Origin of the sequence: Alysiella sp., assembly GCF_030525755.1 — a bacterium.
Lineage (GTDB): Bacteria > Pseudomonadota > Gammaproteobacteria > Burkholderiales > Neisseriaceae > Simonsiella.
In genome coordinates this window covers 1-25,139 of the sequence record NZ_JAUNEC010000003.1, presented here as the reverse complement: position 1 = coordinate 25,139, position 25,139 = coordinate 1, and the positions used below count along the sequence as shown (strand labels likewise).

At 43.5% G+C, this 25,139-nt stretch carries 24 protein-coding genes and 1 pseudogene; 2 read left to right on the top strand and 23 right to left on the bottom strand.

The annotated features are described in order from the left end of the window. Positions 1–28: 28 nt before the first annotated feature. Positions 29–898 (top strand): hypothetical protein, encoded by an 870-nt coding sequence (locus tag Q4B82_RS01375; RefSeq protein ID WP_303064642.1) that lies wholly within the window; start codon positions 29–31, stop codon positions 896–898. Here Q4B82_RS01375 and Q4B82_RS01370 read toward each other — a convergent pair. The 11 genes from Q4B82_RS01370 to sstT all read right to left on the bottom strand — a co-directional run bounded on the left by Q4B82_RS01370 (position 888) and on the right by sstT (position 14,398). Further along, positions 888–1,088 (bottom strand): hypothetical protein, encoded by a 201-nt coding sequence (locus Q4B82_RS01370; protein WP_303064641.1) that lies wholly within the window; start codon positions 1,086–1,088, stop codon positions 888–890. The two genes, Q4B82_RS01375 and Q4B82_RS01370, sit on opposite strands and share 11 nt — an antisense overlap. 226 nt (positions 1,089–1,314) lie before the next feature. Next, entirely contained in the window at positions 1,315–1,452 is a 138-nt protein-coding gene (locus tag Q4B82_RS01365) for a hypothetical protein (RefSeq protein ID WP_303064699.1), read from the bottom strand. 219 nt (positions 1,453–1,671) lie between these two features. Further along, positions 1,672–2,859 (bottom strand): DUF3322 domain-containing protein, encoded by a 1,188-nt coding sequence (locus tag Q4B82_RS01360; protein ID WP_303064640.1) that lies wholly within the window; start codon positions 2,857–2,859, stop codon positions 1,672–1,674. Next, positions 2,856–6,158: an ATP-binding protein gene (locus Q4B82_RS01355; RefSeq protein WP_303064639.1), complete on the bottom strand. Its 3,303-nt coding sequence runs from the start codon at positions 6,156–6,158 to the stop codon at positions 2,856–2,858. Before Q4B82_RS01355 ends, Q4B82_RS01360 begins: the two co-directional genes overlap by 4 nt. Next, positions 6,155–6,811, bottom strand: coding sequence for a DUF4194 domain-containing protein (locus tag Q4B82_RS01350; protein ID WP_303064638.1), 657 nt, complete (start codon positions 6,809–6,811; stop codon positions 6,155–6,157). The genes Q4B82_RS01355 and Q4B82_RS01350 overlap by 4 nt, the downstream gene beginning before the upstream one ends. Before the next feature lie 2 nt (positions 6,812–6,813). Then, positions 6,814–8,307 carry a DUF3375 domain-containing protein gene (locus Q4B82_RS01345; RefSeq protein ID WP_303064637.1) on the bottom strand — a complete coding sequence of 498 codons (1,494 nt, stop codon included), beginning with the start codon at positions 8,305–8,307 and terminating at the stop codon, positions 6,814–6,816. 181 nt (positions 8,308–8,488) lie between these two features. Beyond that, positions 8,489–9,484 (bottom strand): phenylalanine--tRNA ligase subunit alpha, encoded by a 996-nt coding sequence (gene pheS / locus Q4B82_RS01340; protein ID WP_097114999.1) that lies wholly within the window; start codon positions 9,482–9,484, stop codon positions 8,489–8,491. A gap of 181 nt (positions 9,485–9,665) precedes the next feature. Beyond that, positions 9,666–10,460 carry an ABC transporter ATP-binding protein gene (locus Q4B82_RS01335; RefSeq protein ID WP_303064636.1) on the bottom strand — a complete coding sequence of 265 codons (795 nt, stop codon included), beginning with the start codon at positions 10,458–10,460 and terminating at the stop codon, positions 9,666–9,668. A gap of 4 nt (positions 10,461–10,464) precedes the next feature. Further along, the gene (locus tag Q4B82_RS01330) at positions 10,465–11,358 is read right to left on the bottom strand and encodes an ABC transporter permease (RefSeq protein WP_303064635.1); all 894 of its coding nucleotides are present in this window, start codon (positions 11,356–11,358) and stop codon (positions 10,465–10,467) included. A gap of 426 nt (positions 11,359–11,784) precedes the next feature. Then, positions 11,785–12,831: an ABC transporter substrate-binding protein gene (locus tag Q4B82_RS01325; protein WP_303064634.1), complete on the bottom strand. Its 1,047-nt coding sequence runs from the start codon at positions 12,829–12,831 to the stop codon at positions 11,785–11,787. Between the two features lie 349 nt (positions 12,832–13,180). Further along, entirely contained in the window at positions 13,181–14,398 is a 1,218-nt protein-coding gene (gene sstT, locus Q4B82_RS01320) for a serine/threonine transporter SstT (protein WP_303064633.1), read from the bottom strand. A 236-nt stretch (positions 14,399–14,634) separates the two neighbouring features. Between sstT and Q4B82_RS01315 the strand changes: the two are divergent. Next, positions 14,635–14,760, top strand: a pseudogene (locus Q4B82_RS01315) (IS5/IS1182 family transposase); the annotation flags it as partial. 292 nt (positions 14,761–15,052) lie between these two features. On the opposite strand, the gene Q4B82_RS01310 reads toward Q4B82_RS01315, so the two are convergent. The 12 genes from Q4B82_RS01310 to Q4B82_RS01255 all read right to left on the bottom strand — a co-directional run bounded on the left by Q4B82_RS01310 (position 15,053) and on the right by Q4B82_RS01255 (position 24,864). After that, positions 15,053–15,574 (bottom strand): hypothetical protein, encoded by a 522-nt coding sequence (locus tag Q4B82_RS01310; protein WP_303064632.1) that lies wholly within the window; start codon positions 15,572–15,574, stop codon positions 15,053–15,055. Between the two features lie 272 nt (positions 15,575–15,846). Continuing rightward, positions 15,847–17,256 carry a cysteine--tRNA ligase gene (gene cysS, locus Q4B82_RS01305; protein WP_303064631.1) on the bottom strand — a complete coding sequence of 470 codons (1,410 nt, stop codon included), beginning with the start codon at positions 17,254–17,256 and terminating at the stop codon, positions 15,847–15,849. An 88-nt stretch (positions 17,257–17,344) separates the two neighbouring features. Further along, complete coding sequence (dnaK, locus tag Q4B82_RS01300; RefSeq protein WP_303064630.1) at positions 17,345–19,264, bottom strand: molecular chaperone DnaK; 1,920 nt, start codon at positions 19,262–19,264, stop codon at positions 17,345–17,347. Positions 19,265–19,489: 225 nt separating this feature from the next. Continuing rightward, on the bottom strand, positions 19,490–19,981 hold the full coding sequence (locus tag Q4B82_RS01295; protein ID WP_303064629.1) for a peroxiredoxin: 492 nt from the start codon (positions 19,979–19,981) through the stop codon (positions 19,490–19,492). Then, entirely contained in the window at positions 19,978–20,370 is a 393-nt protein-coding gene (locus tag Q4B82_RS01290; RefSeq protein WP_303064628.1) for a thioesterase family protein, read from the bottom strand. Before Q4B82_RS01290 ends, Q4B82_RS01295 begins: the two co-directional genes overlap by 4 nt. A gap of 2 nt (positions 20,371–20,372) precedes the next feature. Continuing rightward, a complete protein-coding gene (locus tag Q4B82_RS01285) occupies positions 20,373–20,732 on the bottom strand; it encodes a VacJ (protein WP_303064627.1) in 360 nt (119 codons plus the stop codon). Positions 20,733–20,761: 29 nt separating this feature from the next. Continuing rightward, entirely contained in the window at positions 20,762–21,703 is a 942-nt protein-coding gene (locus Q4B82_RS01280; RefSeq protein WP_303064626.1) for a VacJ family lipoprotein, read from the bottom strand. Positions 21,704–21,753: 50 nt separating this feature from the next. Next, a complete protein-coding gene (locus Q4B82_RS01275) occupies positions 21,754–22,056 on the bottom strand; it encodes a lipid asymmetry maintenance protein MlaB (RefSeq protein ID WP_303064625.1) in 303 nt (100 codons plus the stop codon). Beyond that, positions 22,056–22,658: a phospholipid-binding protein MlaC gene (locus tag Q4B82_RS01270; RefSeq protein WP_303064624.1), complete on the bottom strand. Its 603-nt coding sequence runs from the start codon at positions 22,656–22,658 to the stop codon at positions 22,056–22,058. Before Q4B82_RS01270 ends, Q4B82_RS01275 begins: the two co-directional genes overlap by 1 nt. Before the next feature lie 17 nt (positions 22,659–22,675). Continuing rightward, positions 22,676–23,182: an outer membrane lipid asymmetry maintenance protein MlaD gene (mlaD, locus tag Q4B82_RS01265; protein ID WP_303064623.1), complete on the bottom strand. Its 507-nt coding sequence runs from the start codon at positions 23,180–23,182 to the stop codon at positions 22,676–22,678. 60 nt (positions 23,183–23,242) lie between these two features. Next, complete coding sequence (mlaE, locus tag Q4B82_RS01260; protein ID WP_303064622.1) at positions 23,243–24,016, bottom strand: lipid asymmetry maintenance ABC transporter permease subunit MlaE; 774 nt, start codon at positions 24,014–24,016, stop codon at positions 23,243–23,245. A 47-nt stretch (positions 24,017–24,063) separates the two neighbouring features. Beyond that, on the bottom strand, positions 24,064–24,864 hold the full coding sequence (locus tag Q4B82_RS01255; RefSeq protein WP_303064621.1) for an ABC transporter ATP-binding protein: 801 nt from the start codon (positions 24,862–24,864) through the stop codon (positions 24,064–24,066). Positions 24,865–25,139 lie beyond the last annotated feature (275 nt).

Sequence of the window (25,139 nt, the reverse complement as noted above, 5' to 3'; positions counted from 1 at the left end):
GAGTTTATGACCATTAGAAAGGTAGAAAATGGAATATCGTCGTCCTTTACAAAATAGACCAATGGAATGTTTCAATGGCGAGATTGCATTTTTATTTCCTGAAAGTGCTGGTCAAAAATTAGATGAACGGGCTGTAACATACCGTTTTTTGGCGCATCGGCGATTATTTGGCATGGTTTTTGATATTCTTCAACCCAATTACTTTTATCATGCATCCTATGACAGTGGCGTCATGATTGGCAGTTTTGTACGCAGTATGGCTGTTTCTCCTGATTTTACTTCACCTGGCGATGTGGATATTCTTGTGATGCCTTATGAAAATGATGAATTTGTTCTGTCTAAAATATTGGTGATAGAAATCAAAGTGATCCGTGCTACATTCATTCATCAGCAAAAATCGCCCAATCAATTTGGGTTTTCTCAAGCTCAAGCTTTACTGCGCCATGGTTTTCCATACGTTGCAGTTGGCCATTTGGTTACTTCAGATAACAGTCCTATGAAAGCATGGCGAGAAATGGGTGCAAGCAAAATTTTAAATGCGACTACAGGTCAATGTTCTCCTATCCAGATGATTCAGTTTGATTGTTTGCCTGTGGACTTATTGGAACGTGCGTATGGGCGACTTGCTCAACGTCGTCCGAATCCCAATATCGGTATTTTTACGGCTTATCCCATCTGTCAAGGTATGTTTTGTCCACAAGGTTTACCGGCAGAACCCAATCCATACGTGAATCGAGAACTTTTAGACAAAGTTTATGAATATTATCAAGCCAATTACCATACGTTTCTGTGGACTCGACGCAATCCGCCTTTGCACAAAGAAGCAACCCAAAAAACAGATGACTGTCTTGAATATTTATATAAAAAAATGCAAAAAGATTTTCATATTAAAAAATAGCTTTCAGGTAGCCTGTAATACACAAATATGCACACCCAATGATTTCTTGAAATTCCTTGCCAATTAAATTCCAATCCACCAAATCCACTTTCCAAGGTAAATTGCTTTCCGAAAAATCATCAGTTAATGCAGCACGTTCTGCCAATGATAACGGTTCATCGCCCAAAATAACCAAGTCCAAGTTTGGCATTGCCATTCACTCGTAAACCGAATGCCCACACGGCACGCTGGGGTATATGCTGTTGCAAAATGCTTTGTATAATGTGCCATTCTTCTTGCGAAATATTCAGCGTTTTCATAAAGCTGCTTGCAATTTTTGTTGCAAGAATCGTGCTTCTGCCAAAAATTTTTCAATGCCTTATACCACCACAATCGCGGTTTGTTCATCATAAGTGTGGCTGGTACGCGCACGCATATCACGATATTGTTTCCAATCCAACCCAATTGCTCAATAGAAGGTTTTGTTCATTGGCGGTACAGATTAAATCCTGAAAAGGCATGAAATCACATTGGCCTGGGTCGGCGGATGTGTATTCCAAATCGCGTTTTAAAATTTTGTAGCTAATTTCATAATTAAATTCAAAACGTTGAATTAAGCCATCGCGGTTTTATGTGTCGCTCGTATCTTGTTGATAACGCAGCCAGCCCTCTTCCAATCTCGCAACCGAATTGACAAATGTTTGAATATTCAATGTATTTATCTCAATTTAATTCCTTTTTCAGACTACCTGGAAATTCAAATAAATGCCGAAATGGTGTAAAAACCCAGCATTTTACTGTATTTTCAAGTTGCCTGAAATCCAGTCATTCAGTCGTTCCATAACAAAATCCGCCGACAAATATTCCTGTTCCAAACGCCCATGTTGTGATTGCAAGCATTGCCATGCTTCGCGTTCTGCTTCATGTAAATTTGGGGGTTCGGGTAAATGATGGGCAACGTCATCTGTCATAAAATCAGCAAATAAATCCAATACTTGCTTATTCATCATCAAAGAAGGCAGTTGCGGTAAATGCACCCGCGCTTCACTCAAAATCGTCAAACCGTGCGCGTCCAAATCGCCCCAATACGCCACTTGTTTTTCAAGTAGCCATTTTGCCGAAAACCACGCCGTGTTGCGCCCACCACCTGCAATCGCAATCGTGTCGGGCAAATTCGGCAAAGACAAAGCCGCCTGTTCATTTTCCACAATCAAAATGCGTTGCGCAGGCAAAGGCGTATGCTGCAAAGTGTGGCTGTTCAGGCGCAATAAGGGCAAATTTGCCAATGCTGCTTGTGTTTTCGCGCAAAGCGGATGAACCAACAACCAATCTTTTGGTGAAGTCGCACAATTGAGCCACGCCAACAAACCCTGTTCACAAACCGTTTCACCATGAATGGCTGCCATTAAATATTCAATCAAAGCAAAGTGTTGTTCAATAAATTTGCTGTGTGCGCCCACCAAAGGCAAAGCGCGTAAATAACCACCTCGCCCCATACCGGCGCGAAGTTGTAACACCACTTTTATCAGCATGGATAAGGTTTTTTCAGGCAGCGCGTCCAGTTCTTCTATTTTAAAAATCAAAGCAGTATGCGCGTGTGGTGGAAAATGCGTTTGCCAATCCGCCAAACGGTTTTGCCAACGCGACCACGTTTTTTCTTCGCCAATAAATTTCAATAAATCATGGATATTTTGGAAACACAATTCGCTGGGCAAATCCTGTTCGCCAAAATACGCCAATTTATGTTCCGCCCAAATCACATTTTCAGGCTGCCTGAACGCACGCCACGCATCCACAAATTGACGGTAATGTTCAGGCTGCGCCATTGCCTGTTTACCAGTCGGAATTTTTAAGGACAAAGTGAGCGGAAATGCGATTTCATTCAACAATATAGCACGACGTTTGGCAAACGTTTCCCAGTATTTTTTACGGCATTCGCTTTTTAATTGTTCAGGCAATTTGCCCCACGTTGAGCCACTCATGTTTTGCCTTTAAGTCTTTGTTTATCCAACTCTTCCCAAGTCATTTCACACAAATGGCTTTCGTGTGTCAGGCTGTTGCGTTCGGCGATGATGACACTACGCGCACTTTCTTGGGCAAGGTTCAAATTTTTGTAGGGCGTGATTAAATTAACGTGTAAACCCAATGCTTTAAACACGCGCAATACGCGGCGACTGACATTTTCGGCGGTATTGGAAAAGGCTTCGTCCAAAAAGACGGTGCAATACACAGGGCGGTCGCTGCCTTCAGGCGTGAGTACATACGCCAAACTTGCCGCCACAATCATGCCCGCAAATGCTTCTTTTTCGCCACCCGATTTACCGCTAGATGAACTCAACGTCTCAATCACGCGATGTTCATCGTGTTTGTCCACCACATCGGCGTAAAAATCCAATTGATAACGCGGGTCAAGCAAACGTTGGCTTTCCAAAGTATTGCTATCCATATGTTTTTTCAATACTTCTATCACATCTTGCAATTGACGGAAACGCAAATCTTGGTCTTCGCTGATGTAACTTTTGCGTGCTTGGGCAACTTTTTGGCGAAATTCTTTAACATGCGGATAATGCTCATTTTTTTGCCCCAAACGCAAATAATGATGCGCTTGCATGAATTCCGTTCGCGCCAAAACCGCATTGATTTTCTGAATACGCTCTTGAATATCTTGATGAATTTTAATGAACATTTCTTCAAAACTCATCAAAGATTGCGTGGAATGTTTGTTCAAACGCTCGGTTTGTTGCTCCACCAATTCAGGCAAGCCTTCATTTTGCAAATGCCGCAAATGCGCGATGTAATCAGGCAAAGCAGCCTGAAAATCGGTTGCCCATTCCACCGCATAAGCTTGCCATTCAGGTTTATGGCGGAAAGCCGACATAATGCGCTCGGCTTTTTTCTCCACATCGGCGCATTGTGCTTGGGCTTTGTCGTGCAAATTTTCCAAATGCTGTTGCGTGGCACGTAAAGTTGGCTCATCAACACTTTTTTTTTCAAAATATTGAACCAATAGAGCACGCACATCATCACGAATAGACAATTGGGCTTTTTCCGCATATTGTTGCAACTCACGCTCTGTATGCTGCTGTTTTTCTTGCCAACTTTGTTCTTCTTTATTCGCTTGAATCAACGCCATTTGCACGGCTTGGCTGTGCTGTTTGGCTTCTTCCCAACGCTGCTTGGCCAACTGCATATTACCCTGATTGTGCAACAATGCTGCTATTTGAGCGCGTGTTTCGTTGAGCTGAAATTCAATTTGTGGCACATCAATATCAGTCCATTGAATATGAATGAATTTTTCCCAAAGACTTTTTTGCGTGGCAATGCGATTCATTTGCTCACGTGCCTGATTCAATTTTTGGGTTTGCGCGATTTTTTCTGCTTGAATATGTGCCAATTCACTTTTCAGGCTGCCCAAACGGGTTTTATTGGAAAACCCCAAAAACCATTGATTTTTATCATTAATTTTATAATTGTCTTTTTTCTCGCTGCGACCGCGTTCCCAATGCTGCAAGCCTTCGCGGGTCATGGAAAACGGGGTGCGTTCAAATTCCGCCATATTTTCCGCGCAAAACACATCTTTTTGGTGCAAAAAACCGCGCAACCAATTTTGATAAACGTGTTCGCGCCAAACCAGTTTTGCCAAATAACCTTTTTCTTTAAATTCAACGTCTTGTGTTTTATCCAAATCCACTTCTTGTACACGAATGTGCGTTCCCATGTGGCGAGTGTTAAGCCATTGATTAATTTTGTGAAACTCGGATTTAGGCACCAGTAGAGTGGTTCGTAAACCGCCCATAGCGCGTTCAATCGCGCCTTGCCAATCGCGGTGTTTTTCCGCCACTTCCACCATTTCTGCGATAAACATCAAAGTATTAGGCGCAATATTGAAGGCAGCCTGAACTTCATCGCGCCATTGTTGCTGCTTATTGGGCAAACTGCTTTTTTGCTGTTCGGTTTTGGCAATTTCATCTTGTAAATCATAAATTTGATTGTTCAACAAACTCAATTTACCTGCTTCCAGACCAAATTGCTGTTCAGCCGTTTCCTGCGCTTGTGCCAATATCGCCATTTGCTCATCGGCTTGCGTCTGATGTTGGGCAAAAATATCGTGGTTCACATCATCACAAATATTCAGTTGGCGACACAAAACCTGATAATTTTCGGCAGCCTGAATAATTCTATCGTATTCTTTTTGCTGGTTTTTTTCTTTTTCTGACAAAACCGCAATGCGTTCACCACCCGCTTGCAAATATTCCGCATGGCGTTGTTCTTGCATTTCTTGTGCATATTGAACACGTTGTTTTTGTGTGATAATTTCTTGCTCGGCACGTTTCAGACTGCCTGAAATCACCGCCAAATGTTCACGCAAACGCTCGGTGCGATATTGCGCGTAATAAATCGGCAAGGCTTGACGTTGTGCGGACAAAGATTGCACTTGTTGTTGATTATGTTGCCATTTTTCTTGTAAATGGGGCAAATCTTTCAAATGATTGACTTGGGCGCGCGCGTCCAACATTCTGGCATGAATGTGCGCCAAATCGTCAAATTCCGCCACAATTTTGCGCGCTTCATCGCGAATATTGCTCGGTTCAAGCACCAATTCACGAATCAACTTGGTCAAATCATCAATTTTTTTCAAACCCAAAGCGCGTGACAACAAAGCTGGTGCATTTTCATTGTCCATAGACAAACATTGGCGATAATAGGCTTGATAGTCCTTGAAGCGTTCATCAAAACTGGTAATGTGTTTTTGCGTTTTAAGCCATTGATTAAATGCACGAATATTGCCTTCGCTCAATGCTTGTAAAACTTCTGGCAAACGCACATTGCCTTTTGCCACCAAATAAATGCGTTTGATTTCACTTAAACTGTTTGCGCCTGCATTCAACAATAAAATGGTTAACAATGTGATTTCATTGCCATTTTCACTGCGATACAAAGCGCGTAATGCTGAAATGACCGCACCGTCGCGTTTGTGTTTCACACGCGTGTTTGCGCCTTCGTGATCTGCACCAAAACTGCCGCGCACATAAGACAACACGCTGCGGTCGCTTTTATCGCCCTGTGCCGCCGCCACATTGAAAGCCGCGCCACGCATGGGCAATAGCAACGCCATCAAACCATCAATAAAAGTGGACTTGCCCGCACCGTTGTCGCCTGTGATGAGCGTGCCGTGCGGGTCAATTTTGGCAGTGTGGATATTTTGAAATGAACCCCAATTACACACCGAAATTTCTGCCAAACGTATGGGGTCGGTGGGAAACAAAGCGGTACTATTCATGTGGTTTCTGCCTGTTCAAGCTGTGCTTTGTATGCCTGAATAAAATCATTTAATTGATTGGTATCAAGTATATAACGAATAAGTGGTGTGATTTCAAAACGGTCGTCATCATTGTGCATTTTCCGAATGATTTTGCGTTCGGCAAAACGTTTCAGGCAGCCTGAAAGTTTGCTTTTGTCGGCTTTTTCGCGTTCATGTGCCTGCATCATTGGCAAAATATTCGCCAACAAACGGTCTTTGTCCATCATGATTTTTTGTTCGCCTGTGGTTTCACGCTCCTGATAATGTTTGCGTAACGCCAACAAAACCAACGTGTCAAACACAGTCAGCGTGCGTGGCGTGATTAAACTGCGTGCATCTTCTTCATCTTCATTGGCGAAAACAGTGTCATCATCAAGTTGCTGATTTTCCAATGTAATAAATGCCACGCCATTTTTCTCGTCCAACATCAAATACAAAAATACGTCCGCCAAATGTCCACGAATTTCACCTTGATAACGGCAAATGGTCGCAAAAATATGCGGTTTATCCGCCGCCAATACCACGCCTTGTCGCATTAAATACACCAGCGCTTGTCGCGCTTCATCGGGCATACGCGGATTTTCAGGCTGCCTGAAAACATCATTTGCTGAATTGTCTGGATTTTCATTCATGATTAAATTGCCAAATCATCTAAATATTCAGGGAATTGCGTGGCTGATACGCGCAAAAGTGGCACGCGCACCAATAGTTTTTGCGCATTTTCATCTTGAATCATCAATTCTTCAAATTCTTCTTTTAAATCATTATCTTGATTATTTTCAGGTAGCCTGTTCAACACCGCCCGCAACACACGATAATACGCCACCAATTCTTCCATGCCACGCTCAATGGGTCGTGCCATGACCAAACTCGCCAAAGTGTGTGCTTCATCAGATTGGCAAATAATACTCTGCAAAGCCACCGCAATCGGGCGAATCTGCACCGCATTCAAACGCTGTAAAATCTGTTCGCTGGCTTCATGGCGATTAACGTGTTCGCTGATGTAGGCAGCCTGAAAACCGCCGTCCGCAGGGTGCAATTTCATACTTTGCGGCGATGAAATCTGAATTTTGCCCACATTCAGTTGCACATTTAAAGTCGTGTCCACATTGACATGATTTTCGCGCAATAATATTGCCAATCGTTCCAACTCACGAATTTTATTCACAATAACCTGATTTTCACTTGCCACACCACTTTCCACATAAGCGCGTAATTCCTGCTCGGTGCGGCGACGTACAGTAAAAACGCGATTGCTTTCGCGGGTCAATTCCGTCAGCAAACGCGCCAAAAATCGTTGTTGTGGTGGCGACAAATGTTGTGCCGATTCACTTTGTAAAATCGCCAATAATTGAGTGCGAAATTCTTCTTGCCGATTGGGATCGCTCAATAATTCATAAAAACCATTGAACGCGCTGCCTGCTTCAGTTCTTTCTAAAAATTTTTCTTTTTCAAATACTTGTTGCAATAATTGTCCACGCGACAAATCGCTTTTAATCATGATTTCGCGTGTTTTTTTGTCCAACTGGCGAATTTGGTCTTCAATATAACGAAAATCATGGGTCAAACCTGCTGCCAAATCATGAATTTGGCGCAACATTTCGCGTTCTTGTTGCACCGAATACTGTGGCGTGAAACCTGTTTCCAGTTGTGCGATTTCTTGTTCAATTTCAGCACGTTTTTGTTGCAAAACCGCCAAACGCGCCATTGGATTACCGCCAAATCGTGCCACAAAATCACGCACCGCATCTTGTACCAAACGCAAACGTGAAGCGGTGGTTGTTGCCACGCGTTCATCTAATCGGCGCACAAAACACAAGGCAATTTGCGCCGCATCGGTAGGCATCAGTTGGTCGTCCAGTTCTCGTAACCAACCTTGTTTAATCCATTCGTTCAAATAGGTGCTGGCGGGCGTTTCGCCTTCTTCCCAGAAACCCGATTCGCGATTTCGCGCAATTTCACCGTCCAACAACAAACGCGCTTGTCCATAAGCAATCTCGTTTTGTTCCGCAAATATGCTTGCCAAAAACGCCAAAATGGTCGGCGCTCGGCGCGCTTGCAACAGTTGCCAAGCCGCATTTTCTTCGCTCAAACGCTGAAATTGACTTTGATACAGGGCGAAATTCATGCATGGATTTCCATTTATTTTATTGAAAATACAAATTTTTCAGGCAGCACTTACAGTACACGGCAATTTTTGATGTTGCCACGAACCTACCCACTCCCCCTATACAAGAATACAAGAATGAGGGGACAGATTGTAGGCAGCCAAACAATTTTTGGCGTGTATGGTAAGGCAGCCTGAAAAATCATTTCTGAAACTGTTTCAAAAAATTCAAGTCATTATCAAAGAACAAACGCAAGTCATTCACGCCATAACGCAACATCGCAAATCTATCCAAACCAATGCCAAACGCGAAACCCGTGTATTTTTCAGGGTCAATATTCACATTTTTCAAGACGTTGGGGTGAACCATGCCGCAACCGCCCACTTCCAGCCATTTGCCGTTGTCGCCCATGATGTCAATCTCGGCAGACGGCTCGGTAAACGGGAAAAAGGACGGACGGAAACGCACTTGCAAATCATCGCGTTCAAAAAAGTTGCGGATAAAATCGGTAAACACGGCTTTCAAATCGGCAAAACTCACGCCTTCTTCCACCCACAAACCTTCGCATTGGTGGAACATGGGCGAGTGGGTCGCGTCCGAATCCACGCGATACACGCGACCTGGGGCGATGATGCGAATGGGCGGATTTTGCTTGTCCAGCATATAGCGGATTTGAATGGGGGAAGTGTGGGTACGCAGCACATCGCCATTTTCCACATAAAAGGTGTCTTGCATGGCGCGCGCGGGGTGGTTTTGGGGGATATTCAGGGCTTGGAAATTGTGAAAATCATCTTCAATTTCAGGTCCATCGGCAACGTCAAAACCCATGCCGTGAAACAATTCCACCACGCGCTGTAAAGTCAAAGTAACGGGGTGCAAACCGCCAGCACTTTGCCCACGCGCAGGCAGGGTAATGTCCAATGCCTCTGCCGCGAGTCGTGCTTGTAATTTTTGTTCTTCTAATTGGGCGCGTTTGTTGTCGTAGGCTGCCTGAAATTGGTTTTTGCATTCGTTGATGTGTGCGCCCACGGTTTTGCGTTCTTCGGGCGACATCTGCCCCAGTTGTTTCAATAAAACATTCAGTTCGCCTGTTTTGCCCAAATATTGGGCTTTGACGAGTTCAAGTGTTTGTTGGTCGGCGGCGTTGGCGATGGCGGCAATGCCGTTTTGGGTGATTTGGGTGGCGTTGTTTTGCATGATGGTCTCAATGACTGATTGTGATGAATTTGAAAATTAAAATGGACTATTTTACCTGATTTTGTGCATACAGACGATGTGGCTTTCAGGCAGCCTGAAAACACAAGGGAATATGAAACCCTTCTATAATGCAAAAATATTTCAGGCAGCCATTTTTTAATTTGGCTGCCTGAACATCGTTTTAACTCAACAAGAGCGCATCATCGGTTACTTTCTCGCCACGCGTTTTCTCAAACATATCCAGCAAATCGCGCACCGTCATGCCCTTGCGCTCATCACCCGACACGTCCAGCACCACTTGTCCTTGATGCAACATAACGGTGCGGTGTCCGTGTTCCAACGCCTGCTGCATGGAATGCGTTACCATCATTGCCGTTAATTTTTGTTCATTGACGATTTGGTCGGTCAATTCCAACACAAAGGCGGCGGTTTTCGGGTCAAGCGCGGCGGTGTGTTCGTCCAACAGCAAAATTTTGCTCGGCTGCAAACTCGCCATCAGCAAACTCACGGCTTGGCGTTGTCCGCCCGACAGCAAGCCAATGCGGTCGCTCAAACGATTCTCCAAACCCAGTTTCAGCAAAGCCAATTTTTCGCGGAAAAATTCCCGATTTGCCTTGTTCAACGCGCCAAATAAGCCGCGCGACTGTCCGCGTTTGTATGCCAACGCCATGTTTTCTTCAATGCTCAAATTGGCGCACGTTCCCGCCATCGGGTCTTGAAACACACGCGCCACCAAACCTGCGCGTTTGTGTGCAGGCAGCCGTGTAACGTCCGTGCCGTCAATGCGTATGCTGCCTGAATCCACCAAAATATCGCCACTAATCGCGTTCAGAAACGTGGATTTGCCTGCGCCATTGCTGCCGATAACGGTAACAAATTCACCGTCTTTGATGTGCAAACTCATGCCGCGCAGGGCTGGATTTTCAATCGGCGTGCCTGCGTTGAAGGTGAGTTTCAAATTGTCTGCTTTCATCATGGCGTTATTTCCTTGCTTTCAATTTCGCTTTGATTTGCGGCAACAGCATTACCAACACCACCAAAATCGAAGTAATCAAATTCAAATCCTGCGTTTTCAAGCCCCACGATGACAAAGTTTCGCTGCCCATCGCCACCATGATGAACAATCGGTAAACAATCGAACCGAACAACACCGATAGCGTAATCAACCAAATTTTTTTGCTGGGCAATAAGGCTTCGCCCAAAATCACGGCTGCCAAACCGAACACAATCGTGCCAAGACCTGCGCTCACATCTGCACCACCAACCAGTTGTGCGAACAATGCGCCAGCCAAAGCAATCAAACCGTTGGACAACGCCATGCCCAACATAATCATGACATGGGTGGACACGCCTTGCGCTTTTGCCATGCGTGGATTGGCACCTGTGGCGCGCATTGCCAAGCCCATTTCGGTGCTGAAAAACCAATCCAAACCCAATTTAATCAACAATGTGAATACCAGCAAAATCAAAGTGTTCTGCCAAATGCCTGTGCCTAAAATCGGCTTGAACATATCAAAAACCGTGTCCGTGCCGAGCAAAGGGATATTGGGCGCACCGCCCACGCGCAAATTGACGGAATACAATGCCGTCATCACGATAATCCCCGATAAAAGCTGCAAAATGCCCAATTTAACGTGCAAAATTGCCGTCAATAAACCCGCCAACGCGCCAGCCGCAAAACCGACCGCAATCGCAATCATCGGGTTCACGCCAGCCGTCATGCACACGGCGCAGGCAAACGCGCCCAATGGGAAACTGCCGTCTGCCGTTAAATCGGGGAAATCCAAAATGCGAAACGAGAGCAACACGCCCAAAGCCACCAGCGCAAACACCAAGCCCGTTTCAAATGTGCCAAATAATGCCAATAAGGACATGAGATTTCCTTAATTAAATCAAAATAGAAAATAGAAAATGGATTTTCAGGCTGCCTGAAAACACATTCCAATAAAATTTAAAAATACAGTTTGGTAAAAACACAAAAACAGGGTCAATGTCGCGCATTACCCCGTTTTAACGTTTCAGGCTGCCTGAATGATTATGCCACTTGCTTAACCTGAAAATGCTGCAAAGTTGGGTCATGCTCATGAACTGCTAACAAATTGATGACCCACACCATAACTCACGCCGTTGACAAAAGTGTTGCGGTCTTTGATTGACTATTACCATCCCTGTTTCGGTTGTGGCTAACACAAAGGATAGGGAGCGAGAAATGTGGTTTCTCATGTAAAAATATCCTGAAATAAAATGGAAAAATGGCTTTCAGGCTGCTTTTTACACAAAAGGCAGCCTGAAAAATACCATTATTCTACCACTTTTGTGGCGGCATTTTTTACTTCATCAGACAGTGTAATGCCTTGTTCTGCTGCATGTTTGTTGCTGATGTGCAAATCAAATTTGCTCATTTTATGCGATGGGATTGTGCCAGCCGATTCGCCTTTCAGAATGCGTGCAGCAATTTTGCCCGTTTCCGTGCCGATGTCGGTGTAGTTCACGCCCAAAGCGGCTGTTGCACCACGCGCCACCGAATCTGTATTGGAAGCCAGCAATGGCACTTTGATTTCGCCAGCCGCTTTTTTCATGGATTCAAACGATGAAACCACATTGTTATCCAAAGATGTGTAAATCAGTTGTGCTTTGCCACCCAAGCTGCGTGCAGCAGTTAAAACATCGGTGGTACGCTGTGCTGGCACAGCAGCAACTTCAATGTTTTGCTTGCCCAATTCCGCTTTCAGTTGGTCAAGCACGACTGTGGAATTGACTTCGCTGGGGCTGTAAACGTAGCCGACTGTTTTCAATTCAGGTACGAGTTTTTTCATCAAATCAATTTGCGGTTCAAGCGGCAACTGGTCGGATACGCCCGTTATGTTGCTGCCAGATGCTTCCCAAGATGATACCAGTTTTGCCGCCACAGGGTCGGTTACTGCCGCATAAACAATGGGGATTTCTTGCGTGGCAGCCGCAACAGCTTGTGCGCTTGGCGTGGCAATGGCGATGATGACATCGGGTTTATCGCCCGCAAATTTTTTGGCGATTTGCGCGGCTGTGGTCGGATTGCCCTGTGCAGATTGGAAATCCACGGTCAAGTTTTTACCTTCTTCAAAGCCTTGCGCTTTCAGCTCTGCCAATGCACCTTGACGCACGGAATCCAAAGCGGGGTGTTCCACAATGGCGGTAATGGCGATGCGTTTGTTGCCTGTGCTGGTTGGTGTACTTGCTGTGGAAGCGGCTGCTGTGTCGGAAGCAGCTTGGGGTTTTGAGGACTGGGTTTGCTGCTGTTCACCACACGCGGTAAGCAGCGCAAGCGATAGAATGCTGCCTGAAAAAATGGGACGTAATGTCATTATCATGATAAATAACCTTTTTAAAATTAAATTGTTACCACTACTCTCCCACAAACAAGAATCAAATATTCTTGTTTGTCGTTGATAAATCATAGCGTTTTTTGCATACTTTTCAAGATGTAAGTGAATGAACCTTAATAGAAAATTGAAAATTTAATTTTATATATTTAATGGTTTGAATTATTTTATTGTTGATTTCTTAACAAGAAAAACACAAACTGTGTTTCTTTGTAAAATTTAGACAATAATTATTCTTTTTCAAGAAGATGTTTGATTGTGATATGTTATCAATGTACCACAAAACCCATTCAGGAAACCTAAATGGGCTTGGATTATGTTATGTAACTTAGATTGATTAAGTTGATGTTTTGTTTCCAGCGATATCTACTGCTGCAGTAAACAACACATCTGTTGATGAATTGAGAGCAGTCTCCACAGAATCTTGTATCACACCAATGATAAAACCTACTGCCACCACTTGCATGGCAATATCATTGGGAATATTAAATAAACTACATGCCAATGGTATCAGTAATAGCGAACCTCCTGCTACTCCTGATGCTCCGCATGCACTTATGGTAGCAATCAAACTCAATAATAATGCGGTTGTAAAGTCTACTTGTATGCCTTGTGTGTGTGCCGCCGCCAGTGTCAATACCGTAATGGTTATAGCTGCACCTGCCATATTAATGGTTGCTCCCAAAGGAATGGATACAGAATAAGTGTCTTCATGCAGATTAAGTTTTTTTGCCAATGCCATGTTCACAGGAATATTAGCAGCTGACGAACGTGTAAAAAATGCAGGCACACCACTTTCTCGCAAACATAGCATAACCAAAGGATAGGGATTTTTCTTAATTTTCAGGAAAACAATCAATGGATTAATGATGAATGCCACACAAAACATACAGCCAACCAAAACCGCAATTAATTGCCCATACTCTTTAAACATTTTTTCAAAGCCTGTTTCAGCTACGGTTACTGTCATTAAACCCATAATGCCCAATGGTGCAAAACGAATAATCCAACGTACCACTTTAGAAACAGCTTGGGATAAATCTTCAAGGACTGTATGCGTTGCCACAGAGGCATAACGTAAAGCAAAACCCAGTACCAAAGCCCATGCCAAAATACCGATGTAATTAGCATTTGCAAGTGCACTAACAGGATTAGCGACCAAGTTCATCAATAGATTTTTCATTACTGCCGCAATACCCGTTGGGGGATTAAGGGAAATCTCTGGTGCTGCCACCAATGTGATGTAACTGGGAAATATAAAACTGGCTGCAACTGCAATAGCCGCAGCACTAAATGTACCTACCAAATAGAGTACCAAAATGGGACGAATATTGGTTTGTGTACCCACACGATGTTGTGAAATGGCTGCTGTGACCAAGATGAAAACCAAAAATGGGGCAACTGCTTTTAATGCGCCTACAAATAAATCACCCAGAACACCAACGGAAGATGCTGCTTCTGGAAATAAACCACCAACCAAAGCTCCTGTTACCAGACCAATAATAATTTGCCAAATCAGGCTAATGCGATTGATTATTTGAAAAAATATAGACATATGCATCTCCTTAACAATGCGTTTTCAGGCAGCTCAAAATAACATCATTTATTTCAGTCAAAACCTGCTAAATTAAATTTGTCAAAATTGAACAAACCAATATTAGATATAGAATAAAACAACAGCAACTACCGCGTAAAAATAACACATAAGGTTGCTAGGTGGCTATTAACAATTCAAAAAAAGGCAAAGAGTTTAAAATGTTGTTTCCACACAAGCACCTTTAAACCTTTGCCATATCCCGAACCACATTGAGCAATCAAACATGGTTAAGACTGCTGCCTATTTTGAAACAGCTTGGCATATACTGCAAGAAAAATTTACACAAAACATTTGAAGGTATTCTGTTTCATTTACGTACCAGTTACCAAAAAGCATTTTGGCGCAGTCGCAACGCGGTATGATAAATTAAAGCACAATTACGAAACGACTGTTTCATTAGCTTGTACTTTGATTTGATTGACAATTCAAGCACAAAGTTGGTTTTGCAGATAAAAACGGTACAAGTGTAGGGTGCAACTTGTTACACCATTTTTCTGATGTAATGGTCTTTTCAAATACAAAGTAGGACAAGGCGACAACGAGGGTCGTCTACAAATCATACATAAGGGCGTTAACAACGCCGTAATACTTTTTCGCTTTTACGACTATATTTCAAGATGGTTTAACGCGGTAACAAAACCCCTCGCCACCTGTTCCATCTATTTGTCTAACAAAAATTTTATTGGAATCCACTTCATCACGCGTCCATTGTAATTTCACTGTTCGTTCGGCTTCACTGCCCGAATTGTCGCTTAATGCTTTTTGCCAATCATCGGCAAATTGCGCCAATTCTTTGGATTGTGCCAATACCGCTTGCGTTTTTTCATTATGTCGCGGTTCAACAGATTGGGTAATACGGGTTTCCGTTAAAATACCTTTATCAAACGACCATGTACCTGATGATTGAACCGCAAAAGTCAAAACCGCATCAGTACCAGTAAACGTTCTGACTATCCCTGAACTTTTGCTTTTACCGTCAGCAAAATATTCGTAAGCATCTAGGGTTAAAGTATAGACAGATTCATATTTTGTAGGACACAACCATTTGCCCACCACATCATCGCGTGTTAAATCGGCTGCATGAAGCTGGCTTACACACAATAATGCCGCAACCACTGTTAAATATTTTGTCATTTCACTTCCTTTCTGTGAAAGATGGGGCTTCATATAAAGCCAAACACAAGCCACCTGAACGATTGCCTGTTTCAGGCAGCCTTTTTTGTGAGATGAAAATAAAGCTGCCTGAAAAGATACCATAAAACGTGGCTTCGTCCTACTAACATTCACACTTTTAGAGTGCAGTAAAAAGTGCCTGCATCAAATATTTTTCTTTATAAAATCAATTATATAGAATAAAATCAAGCCGTATTAGTGCAAATCTACACCCCACATCATCACAAAATGATTTATCCGCGCGTCCAAGTTGTGCCATCGGCACCATCGCGCACCGTGATTTTGTGTTCTGCCAAAATATCACGAATGCGGTCGGATTCTGCCCAATTTTTCGTTTCGCGGGCAATTTTGCGCTGTGCAATCAAATCGTTGATTTCATCGGCAGACAAACCGCCTTCGCTGCCACCGCTTTGCAAAAACGCCTGCGGATTGTCTTGCAACAAACCCAACACACCGCCCAAGGCTTTCAGGCAGCCTGAAAGTTCAGCCGATTGATTTTTATTGATTTCATTTGCCAATTCAAACAAAACCGCCATGGCTTCTGCCGTGCCGAAATCATCGTCCATTGCCGCAAAAAATTTGCGCGTGTAATCATTGGCATTTTCCGACAAATCAAAAGCAGCAGGCGCAACCAAATTCAAAGTGTTGTACAAACGTGAGAGCGAATTTTTCGCATCGTCCAAATGCGCGTCTGAATAATTCAAAGGGCTGCGATAGTGGGCGCGGAGTATGAAAAAGCGCACCACTTCGGGGGCGTATTTTTTCAACACATCGCGGATTGTGAAAAAATTGCCCAGCGATTTGGACATTTTTTCATTGTCCACGCGAATAAAACCGTTGTGCAACCAATACTTAACGTGGCTTTCAATTGCCTTTTGGTCGTGCTGGTGTCCGCAAGATGTGCCGTGTGCGCCACAGCTTTGCGCGATTTCATTTTCGTGATGCGGAAACTGCAAATCCGCGCCACCACCGTGAATGTCAAAGGTTTTACCAAAAATATTGTCGCCCATCGCAGAGCATTCAATGTGCCAACCGGGTCTGCCAGCACCCCAAGGGCTGTCCCAATGCGGTTCTTCGGGTTTGGCGGCTTTCCACAACACAAAATCCAATGGGTCGCGTTTGAAACCGTCCACTTCCACCCGTTCGCCCGCGCGCAAATCGTCCAAACTTTTGCCCGATAATTGCCCATAAGCCGCAAATTCGCGCACCGCATAATACACATCGCCATTGGCGGCAGGGTAGGCTTTGCCATTGGCAATGAGTTGTTCAATCATTTCAATCATTTGGGCGATGTGTTCGGTGGCTTTGGGTTCCACATCGGGGCGTTGCACACCCAGCGCGTCCGAGTCTTCGTTCATCGCTTGAATGAATTGGGCGGTCAATTCTTGAATGGAAATGCCGCGTTCGTTGGCGCGCGCGATGATTTTATCGTCAATATCGGTAATATTGCGCACATAAGTGAGCGGATAACCGCGCTGGCGCAACCAACGCGCAATCATGTCAAACACCACCAGCACACGCGCGTGTCCCAAATGGCAATAATCGTAAACCGTCATGCCGCAAACGTACATGCGGACGTTTTTGGGGTTCAGTGGTTCAAATTTTTCTTTTTGGCGCGTGAGCGTGTTGTACAGATGAAGCATGATGTTGTTCTTTCAAAATAAACGAAAATAGCGCAATTATAGCAAAAAGGCTGCCTGAAAAGTTTCAGGCAGCCTTGATTTAAGACGGTTATTTGTCTTTTACTTCGGTAAAATCGGCATCAACAATGTCATCATCTTTTTTACCGCTGCTTGTATTGGTGTTGGCATTGCCTTGTTCCGCTTCTTGCTGTGCTTGTGCGTACACCAATTCACCTAATTTTTGGCTGGCGTTGCCCAAAGCTTCGGTTTTCGCGTCAATTTCTGCTTTGTCATCGCCTTTAACCGCTTCTTCGGCAGCAGACAAGGCTTCTTCAATTTTGGTTTTTTCGTCCGCGTCCAATTTATCGCCATGCTCTTCCAAAGATTTTTTCACGGAATGAATTAAGGCTTCCGCTTGGTTGCGGCTTTGTACCAGTTCCACCAATTTTTTATCTTCTTCGGCATTGGCTTCAGCATCTTTTACCATGCGTTCAATTTCTTCCTCGCTCAAACCCGAAGAGCCTTGAATTGTGATGTTTGCCGCTTTGCCTGTGCCTTTGTCTTTGGCGGAAACGTGCAAAATACCGTTCGCGTCAATGTCAAAGGTAACTTCAATTTGTGGCACGCCGCGTGGTGCAGGTGGAATGTCGCCCAAATTGAATTGACCCAAAGATTTATTCGCAGACGCACGTTCACGCTCGCCTTGCAAAACGTGAATGGTAACGGCAGCCTGATTGTTTTCCGCCGTAGAGAACACTTGCGATGCTTTGGTTGGAATGGTGGTGTTTTTGTTGATGAGTTTGGTCATCACACCGCCCATGGTTTCAATGCCCAAAGACAATGGGGTAACGTCCAACAACAACACGTCATTGCGACCGCCGCCCAACACTTCGCCTTGAATTGCCGCACCCACGGCAACCGCCTCGTCAGGGTTCACGTCTTTGCGTGGCTCTTTGCCGAAGAATTCTTTCACGGCTTCTTGCACTTTTGGCATGCGCGTTTGACCGCCCACCAAAATCACATCGTCAATGTCGCTGGCAGACAAACCCGAATCTTTCAAAGCAATGCGGCAAGGCTCAATGGAACGCGCAATCAAATCTTCTACTAAGCTTTCAAATTTGGCGCGTGTGATTTTCAGTACCAAGTGTTTCGGACCAGTCGCGTCCATCGTAATATAAGGCAAGTTGATTTCGGTTTGCTGACCGCTAGACAACTCAATTTTGGCTTTTTCCGCAGCTTCTTTCACACGCTGCATTGCCATTGGGTCGCCTTTCAAATCAATGCCTTGTTCTTTTTTAAACTCGGCAATGATGAAATCAATGATGCGTTGGTCAAAGTCTTCGCCGCCCAAGAACGTATCGCCATTGGTTGCCAAAACTTCAAATTGTTTGTCGCCATCAACGTCTGCGATTTCAATGATGGAAATGTCAAACGTACCACCACCCAAGTCGTAAACGGCTACTTTGCGGTCGCCACCTTGTACTTTGTCCATACCGAACGCCAAAGCCGCAGCCGTGGGTTCGTTGATGATGCGTTTCACGTCCAAGCCTGCAATGCGACCTGCGTCTTTGGTGGCTTGGCGTTGGCTGTCGTTGAAGTAGGCGGGTACGGTTACCACGGCTTCGGTTACTTTTTCGCCCAAATAGGCTTCTGCCGCTTCTTTCATTTTGCGCAACACTTCGGCGGAAATTTGTGGGGGCGACAATTCTTTGCCTTGTGCTTTAACCCACGCATCACCATTTGCCGATTTGATGATTTCAAAGGGCATGGTTTCAATGTCGCGTTGTACTTCTTTGTCTTCAAATTTATGACCAATCAAGCGTTTGGCGGCATAAATGGTGTTTTTTGCGTTGGTAACGGCTTGGCGTTTGGCAGGTGCGCCAACCAAAGTTTCGTTGTCGGTGTATGCCACGATAGAAGGTGTTGTACGCGCACCTTCCGCGTTTTCAATTACTTTGATTGTGCCGTTTTCCGAAATTGCCACGCATGAGTTGGTGGTACCTAAGTCAATACCAATTACTTTTGCCATAAGTTTTAGCTCCTAAAAAATGTTTCATTAATCATGTTTTTTAAATTAAGGTTGCGTTGCTTTTTTTCAAGGGCTATGAACAATTTTTTGTTGTCTCAAAAAATGCACCGCCAAGACATTGTCTTTAACGGTGCATAAATAAGGCTGCCTGAACGGTTTTCAAGTGTCTTATCCAAGATTTTATGTTTCAGGCAGCCAATTGATGTGTGCAACAATTTTTATGATTTATTTTACCAATTCTGCATCTACTTCTTGATAAAGTTGTTTGAAATCAGGTTCGCCCACAAAAGTTTTCAGAATTTCGCCACGCTTATTGATCAATACACTAGTAGGGAAAAGCTCGGTTTTCACAAAACTTTGGGTTACGGTTTTGTTGGTATCAAACATCACGGTAAACGGTAGTTTACGCTCGGCTGTATAATGTTGCACGCTACTTAATGGGTCTATGGGTACAGCAACAGCGAAAATTTGAAAATTACGTCCTTGATAATCCTGTGCCATTTGTATGAGTTTGGGCATTTCAGTAATGCACCCTGGACACGATGGAAACCAGAAATTCATCAGCGTTACACGATTTTGCAAGTTTGCATTGCTGATGGTTTTGCCTTGTAAATCTTGAATTTGAAAATTGGGAGCAGGATTGACTTTGGGCATCAGAGTAAACACAGCCAAACCAATAATGGCGATAACAGCACAAATAGGCAGAATTCTTTTCATGATGTTTGAAGCAGTTGATAACAAGTTTGGTAGAGATTTTCAGGCAACCTACACACATGTCCTTGTTCATCAGTAGGCATCAATATGATATCAGCTTGGGCACATATTTTCCCATTCTCAAATACAATGCGCTGCTGCATATTGAGTTGACGTGATTGCACTGCTGTAATTTGACTGTGTATGGCAAGTGTTTCCCCTAGTGCAGCGGCACAACGATAACGAATATCTATGCGCGAGACCACCAAGTTAGCTTGGCGTAAACCATGTTCTAAATTGTTTTGGGCGAAATAATGCCAACGCGCAGCTTCCAAAAATTCCAGATAACGCGCGTTATTCACATGACGGTAGCCGTCTAAATGATAGTTATGAACCGTTTGTAGGTAAGCCATGATTAAATGTGAATGTCTTGAAAGGCTTCGCGCTGCAAAGGTTCGCTGCTTAAATCACTAACAATGCTGGACAAGACAATGTCAAACCATTCACCAAAAATATCAGGGTGCAAATCGGGCCAATAGCTGTCGTCATCACACCAATCGGCTAATTCAGCAGCGAAAATTTCGCTTGCACGGTTTTGTATTTGTTCCCAAACCTCATCGGCGTTTTCGCAAGCAGGAACAAGATAAGAATTGGCATCTTGTTGCAAATCTGCCAATGTGATACCGCTTAAATCACTATGTGGCAAACTATTGAGCCAGTTCCAAAAGGGTTCGCGTGGAATAACGATGAATACGCTGCGATTGACTTCGTACATGACGGTTTCCTTTCAGGCTACCTGAAAAATCAGGGCTTGGTTGTTGTGATTTCAGGCAAGAGGGGGAAAACGTTTACCACCGTTGCAGAGGGATTTGATGAAACAGATTGGTTTTCTGTTTCCTGAACAACAGCAACAGAATTTACAGGGTCAATATCAAATGCCATATCTGCATCACCTTCTTCAGGCAGCATCGCATTTACGTCTTCATTGTGTGGCGATGGCGCATTTTGACTTTCTGTGTTACCTGAAACAGGGGCTTCTGGGTCTGGTAAATCATCAACTTCATTGGTTTCAGGAGCATGACCCAAACTCTTATTGCGTAATGCCATATAGGCATCACGGGTAACAATGTACTTATCCAGTGCCATCTCGTCTAAAGAATCGGTTACGCCTAATAAACCTTCACGGCGGTCAATCACATTGGTGCCTGTCAATGTATAACGCACACCCGAATCGGTAATAACAGCACGCTCAACCGAATAAACGGTACTGATTGCACTACCCAATGTGTCGCGTACGGTTGAAGGACCTACAAATGGTACAACCAAATAATTGCTGTTTTTCCAACCCCATGACGCGAAAGTATCGCCCAGGGTGTTTTTGTTGTTTTGCATACCTGCTTCATCAGCAATATTAATCAAACCACCTAAACCAAATGTGGTATTGACTGCTACACGCATGAAATCGTAACCTGCATTTTTGATGTTACCACGCAAAATATTGCTTGCAAAACTTTGTACATCACGCAAATTATCAAAAAAATTACGCACGGCTGTACGCGCAGGTTTGGGCGTTATGGCGCGATAAGTTTTCGCTATTGGGCGCAAAATGTATTGGTCTGCCTTTTCATTAAATGAAAACATGGCACGATTGAAACCTTCGTAAGGGTCGTGTACTTCTTCAGCAAAAACGGGGACAGCCAACAATAAAGTGGTACACAATACAGTTACACGGTGGCGATAATTCATGATTTTGGATTTAGCAAATGTATTTTGAATATGCTGCCTGTAAAGATTTTTCAGACAGCCTGATGATGTATCTCTGTTGGCAACAGCCATTCTTGAATTTCATATAATGCCGCCAAATCCAATACCGATTGAGGCAAAGCATGAATTTTTAGGCTGCCTGGACGTTTTTTGATAACCGTTAACAACAGGGACAAGCAAGCCGAATCAACCCGTGTCACACCAGAAAAATCAATTATGTGAATTTCTGGACGACAACAGTCTTTCTCAAAACGTTTGTAAGTGGCTGCTGTCAAGGTTCGTACGCTGACTTCACCATGTATGCACAAACGGTGTTCTTGAATTTCAATTTGCATCATTTATTGCCGTTTTTGGCTTTTAAATCAGCAATTAAACCCTCGATACCTTTACTCTTCAATATCGGTGCAAATTGTTGATTTTGTACTTTAACCAAATTGATTGCGCCTTCAATGACCACATTGTGTACCAGATATTTGCTGCCATTGGAAGCGGTACTGAATACCATTTGCACGGGTTTTTGACCTACTGTTTCAACGCTGACTTTCACATCTATGGTCTGTCCGCCATTTCTTACCACAGGGTTGTTTTGTACGGTAACTTTGGCATTTTTATAATTGAACATTTGACCTGAATAAGTTCTCAACATCAAGGTTTTAAATTCTTGTACCAAAGTTTGTTTTTGTTCTGCTGTGGCTTGATTCCATTGTGCACCTACAGCGGAACGGGTCATTTTATCAAAATCAAAATAGGGAACAGCGTAATTTTCTGCTTCACGGCGTACACTGGCATTGTTTGCACCATTGGCTTTTTGCAAAATGGTCAAAACTTGGGTGGCATTACCACGCACTTGTTCTACAGCTTGTTGTGGCGTGGCAAATGCCAAATTGGCACTCAATACACCTATGACAAATAAAGATGTGATGATGGATTTGTTCATTTTGTTTCCTTTAATGTTTAGTGCTGTGTTGTGGTTTCATTGCTTGTAGCTTCGGATTTATTGCCACTATCCATAAATTTGCCAACTACTTGATTTAGCATATTTTCCAAAACCAAAGCCGATGCGGTGTTTTCCAAATATTGACCTTCACCTAATTTTTCTTCTGCCCCACCTTGCGTTAAACCGATGTATTGTTCACCCAATAAACCTGATGTGAGAATTTGTGCCATGGCATCGCTGCTAAATTGGTATTGAGCATCCAACTCCAAACTGACTTTAGCTTGAAAATTTTGTGGATCAAGTTCGATGTTTTTCACACGCCCTACCAATACACCTGCTGTTTTAATCGGTGCCTGCACCTTTAAACCACCAATATCGGCAAATTCAGCGTAAACGGTATAAGTTGCTCTGCTGCCTGAAAATCCACCTTGCCCTCCTGCTACACGAAACGCCAAAATTGCCAAAGCACTGACACCAAGCAAAATAAATAATCCTACCCAAAATTCCAGAATGTTTTTTTTCATGGCTGTTCCAAATTATGCCGCCTTAAAAATGGTCTAACGTTTTCAGGCTGCCTGTTTCATTTAAGTAAACATGAATGCGGTTAAAATAAAATCTATCGCCAATACTGTGAGCGCGGAAGAAACCACCGTTCGGGTGCTAGCACGTAAAATCCCTTCGGCAGTCGGGACACAATGAAAACCTTGATAAACCGCAATCAATGCAACTGCCAAACCAAAACACCATGATTTAATCAAACCATTGACCACATCGTGAGTCCAAGCAATATTGTTTTGCATTTGCGACCAAAATACACCTGCATCCAAACCCAACCATTCTACGCCAACCAAATAACCGCCGTAAACACCTGATACATTAAAAATACTCGCCAGAAATGGCATAGAAATTACACCTGCCCAAAAACGCGGTGCAACCACACGTGCTATGGGATTAACAGCCATCACATTCATGGCTTCCAACTGTTCCGTAGTTTTCATCAAACCAATTTCGCTGGTCATCGCACCACCTGCACTGCTGGCAAACAAAATTGCCGCTAAAACAGGACCCAATTCACGCAATAAAGAGGCTGCAACCATAAACCCCAGCACATCCGCCGATTTGAATTTGGCAAGTTGGGTGTAACCTTGCAAACCCAAAACCATACCCACAAACAAACCTGAAACCGCAATAATCAAAACCGAAAGCACACCTGAAAAATACATTTGGCGTACAGTCAATTTAGGACGCAAAATCACTTGTGGCAGTTGAACAAAAATGGTAAATAAGAATAAAACATTTGCCCCAATAATACGGACAAATGATAAGGTATTGCGCCCTATGGTTTGAATAAAGTTCATTGTTATGCGCTTTAAAATCTTTCAGGCAGCCTGAAAAGGTTTATGATTTAAATAAGCAAATCTTGCTGTAACGTTTGTTGCGCTGGATAACGATAGGCAACAGGTCCATTAGGTAAACCACGCGTAAATTGGCGTATCCATTCTGAATCGGAGTTTTCCATTTCCACAGGGCTGCCTGAAAACAAAATTTCACCCTGAACCAAGAAAATCACTTGATCCACCAACTTCAAAGACTGCCCAATATCATGCGTTACCATAATGCTCGTAGAATGCAAGGCTTTATTGATGCGATGTATCAAATGGGCAATTACGCCCAAAGAAATGGGATCCAATCCTGTGAATGGCTCATCATACAACATCAATTCAGGATCTAATGCAATGGTGCGCGCTAAAGCTACTCGTCGCGCCATGCCACCCGAAAGTTCTGATGGCAATAAATTTTCCACGCCATGCAAACCAACTGCATTGAGTTTAAGCAACACCAAATCACGAATGACTTTTTCAGGCAGCTTGGTTAATTCACGCATGGGAAACGCAATATTGTCAAAAACAGATAAATCGGTAAATAAAGCACCATGTTGAAATTGTAAACCCATATTGCACCGATGTTCGTTCAATTCCAGAACAGAAAAATCAGCCAAATTACGACCTTTTATCAAAATCTGCCCTGAACTTGGTTGTAACTGCCCTGTAATCAAACGCATTAATGTCGTCTTACCACTACCTGAACCACCCATAATAGCAGCAAAACGCCCTACCTCAATCACAAAATTGACGTTTTTTAAAATCAGTCGCTCTCCGTAGGCAAATGCCACTTGGCGAAATTCAATATAGGGTTCGGCCATCAATCGCACCCATAAAAATAGCGGATATTATGTTGTTTACTCACATAAAGCAAGTAAACATACTTAATTTAACTTTTTCAATCAATCATAAATATGCATTTTTACAACATTTTTTAATTGTACAATGTTTTAAGACACACTGATATGGTATTCCATACTATCTGCAAAACATCAAACATCATTAAGAATATGGAACATATTTTTATAGTGTATTAAAATAAAGATTCCCAAGCCACCCAACATTTCAAGCTCAAAATGTCATACTCAATAGAATTACG

Excerpts from the sequence above, each read along its gene's own strand:
- Q4B82_RS01335 (WP_303064636.1), bottom strand. The coding sequence starts at position 10,460 with ATGATGAAAGCAGACAATTTGAAACTCACCTTCAACGCAGGCACGCCG.
- Q4B82_RS01375 (WP_303064642.1), top strand. The coding sequence starts at position 29 with ATGGAATATCGTCGTCCTTTACAAAATAGACCAATGGAATGTTTCAAT.
- Q4B82_RS01280 (WP_303064626.1), bottom strand. The coding sequence starts at position 21,703 with ATGAATTATCGCCACCGTGTAACTGTATTGTGTACCACTTTATTGTTG.
- pheS (WP_097114999.1), bottom strand. The coding sequence starts at position 9,484 with ATGCAAAACAACGCCACCCAAATCACCCAAAACGGCATTGCCGCCATC.
- Q4B82_RS01270 (WP_303064624.1), bottom strand. The coding sequence starts at position 22,658 with ATGAACAAATCCATCATCACATCTTTATTTGTCATAGGTGTATTGAGT.
- Q4B82_RS01350 (WP_303064638.1), bottom strand. The coding sequence starts at position 6,811 with ATGAATGAAAATCCAGACAATTCAGCAAATGATGTTTTCAGGCAGCCT.
- Q4B82_RS01325 (WP_303064634.1), bottom strand. The coding sequence starts at position 12,831 with ATGATAATGACATTACGTCCCATTTTTTCAGGCAGCATTCTATCGCTT.
- Q4B82_RS01330 (WP_303064635.1), bottom strand. The coding sequence starts at position 11,358 with ATGTCCTTATTGGCATTATTTGGCACATTTGAAACGGGCTTGGTGTTT.
- Q4B82_RS01290 (WP_303064628.1), bottom strand. The coding sequence starts at position 20,370 with ATGGCTTACCTACAAACGGTTCATAACTATCATTTAGACGGCTACCGT.
- Q4B82_RS01370 (WP_303064641.1), bottom strand. The coding sequence starts at position 1,088 with ATGCCAAACTTGGACTTGGTTATTTTGGGCGATGAACCGTTATCATTG.
- Q4B82_RS01355 (WP_303064639.1), bottom strand. The coding sequence starts at position 6,158 with ATGAATAGTACCGCTTTGTTTCCCACCGACCCCATACGTTTGGCAGAA.
- sstT (WP_303064633.1), bottom strand. The coding sequence starts at position 14,398 with ATGTCTATATTTTTTCAAATAATCAATCGCATTAGCCTGATTTGGCAA.
- cysS (WP_303064631.1), bottom strand. The coding sequence starts at position 17,256 with ATGCTTCATCTGTACAACACGCTCACGCGCCAAAAAGAAAAATTTGAA.
- Q4B82_RS01295 (WP_303064629.1), bottom strand. The coding sequence starts at position 19,981 with ATGAAAAGAATTCTGCCTATTTGTGCTGTTATCGCCATTATTGGTTTG.
- Q4B82_RS01275 (WP_303064625.1), bottom strand. The coding sequence starts at position 22,056 with ATGCAAATTGAAATTCAAGAACACCGTTTGTGCATACATGGTGAAGTC.
- dnaK (WP_303064630.1), bottom strand. The coding sequence starts at position 19,264 with ATGGCAAAAGTAATTGGTATTGACTTAGGTACCACCAACTCATGCGTG.
- Q4B82_RS01285 (WP_303064627.1), bottom strand. The coding sequence starts at position 20,732 with ATGTACGAAGTCAATCGCAGCGTATTCATCGTTATTCCACGCGAACCC.
- mlaD (WP_303064623.1), bottom strand. The coding sequence starts at position 23,182 with ATGAAAAAAAACATTCTGGAATTTTGGGTAGGATTATTTATTTTGCTT.
- Q4B82_RS01360 (WP_303064640.1), bottom strand. The coding sequence starts at position 2,859 with ATGAGTGGCTCAACGTGGGGCAAATTGCCTGAACAATTAAAAAGCGAA.
- mlaE (WP_303064622.1), bottom strand. The coding sequence starts at position 24,016 with ATGAACTTTATTCAAACCATAGGGCGCAATACCTTATCATTTGTCCGT.
- Q4B82_RS01310 (WP_303064632.1), bottom strand. The coding sequence starts at position 15,574 with ATGACAAAATATTTAACAGTGGTTGCGGCATTATTGTGTGTAAGCCAG.
- Q4B82_RS01345 (WP_303064637.1), bottom strand. The coding sequence starts at position 8,307 with ATGAATTTCGCCCTGTATCAAAGTCAATTTCAGCGTTTGAGCGAAGAA.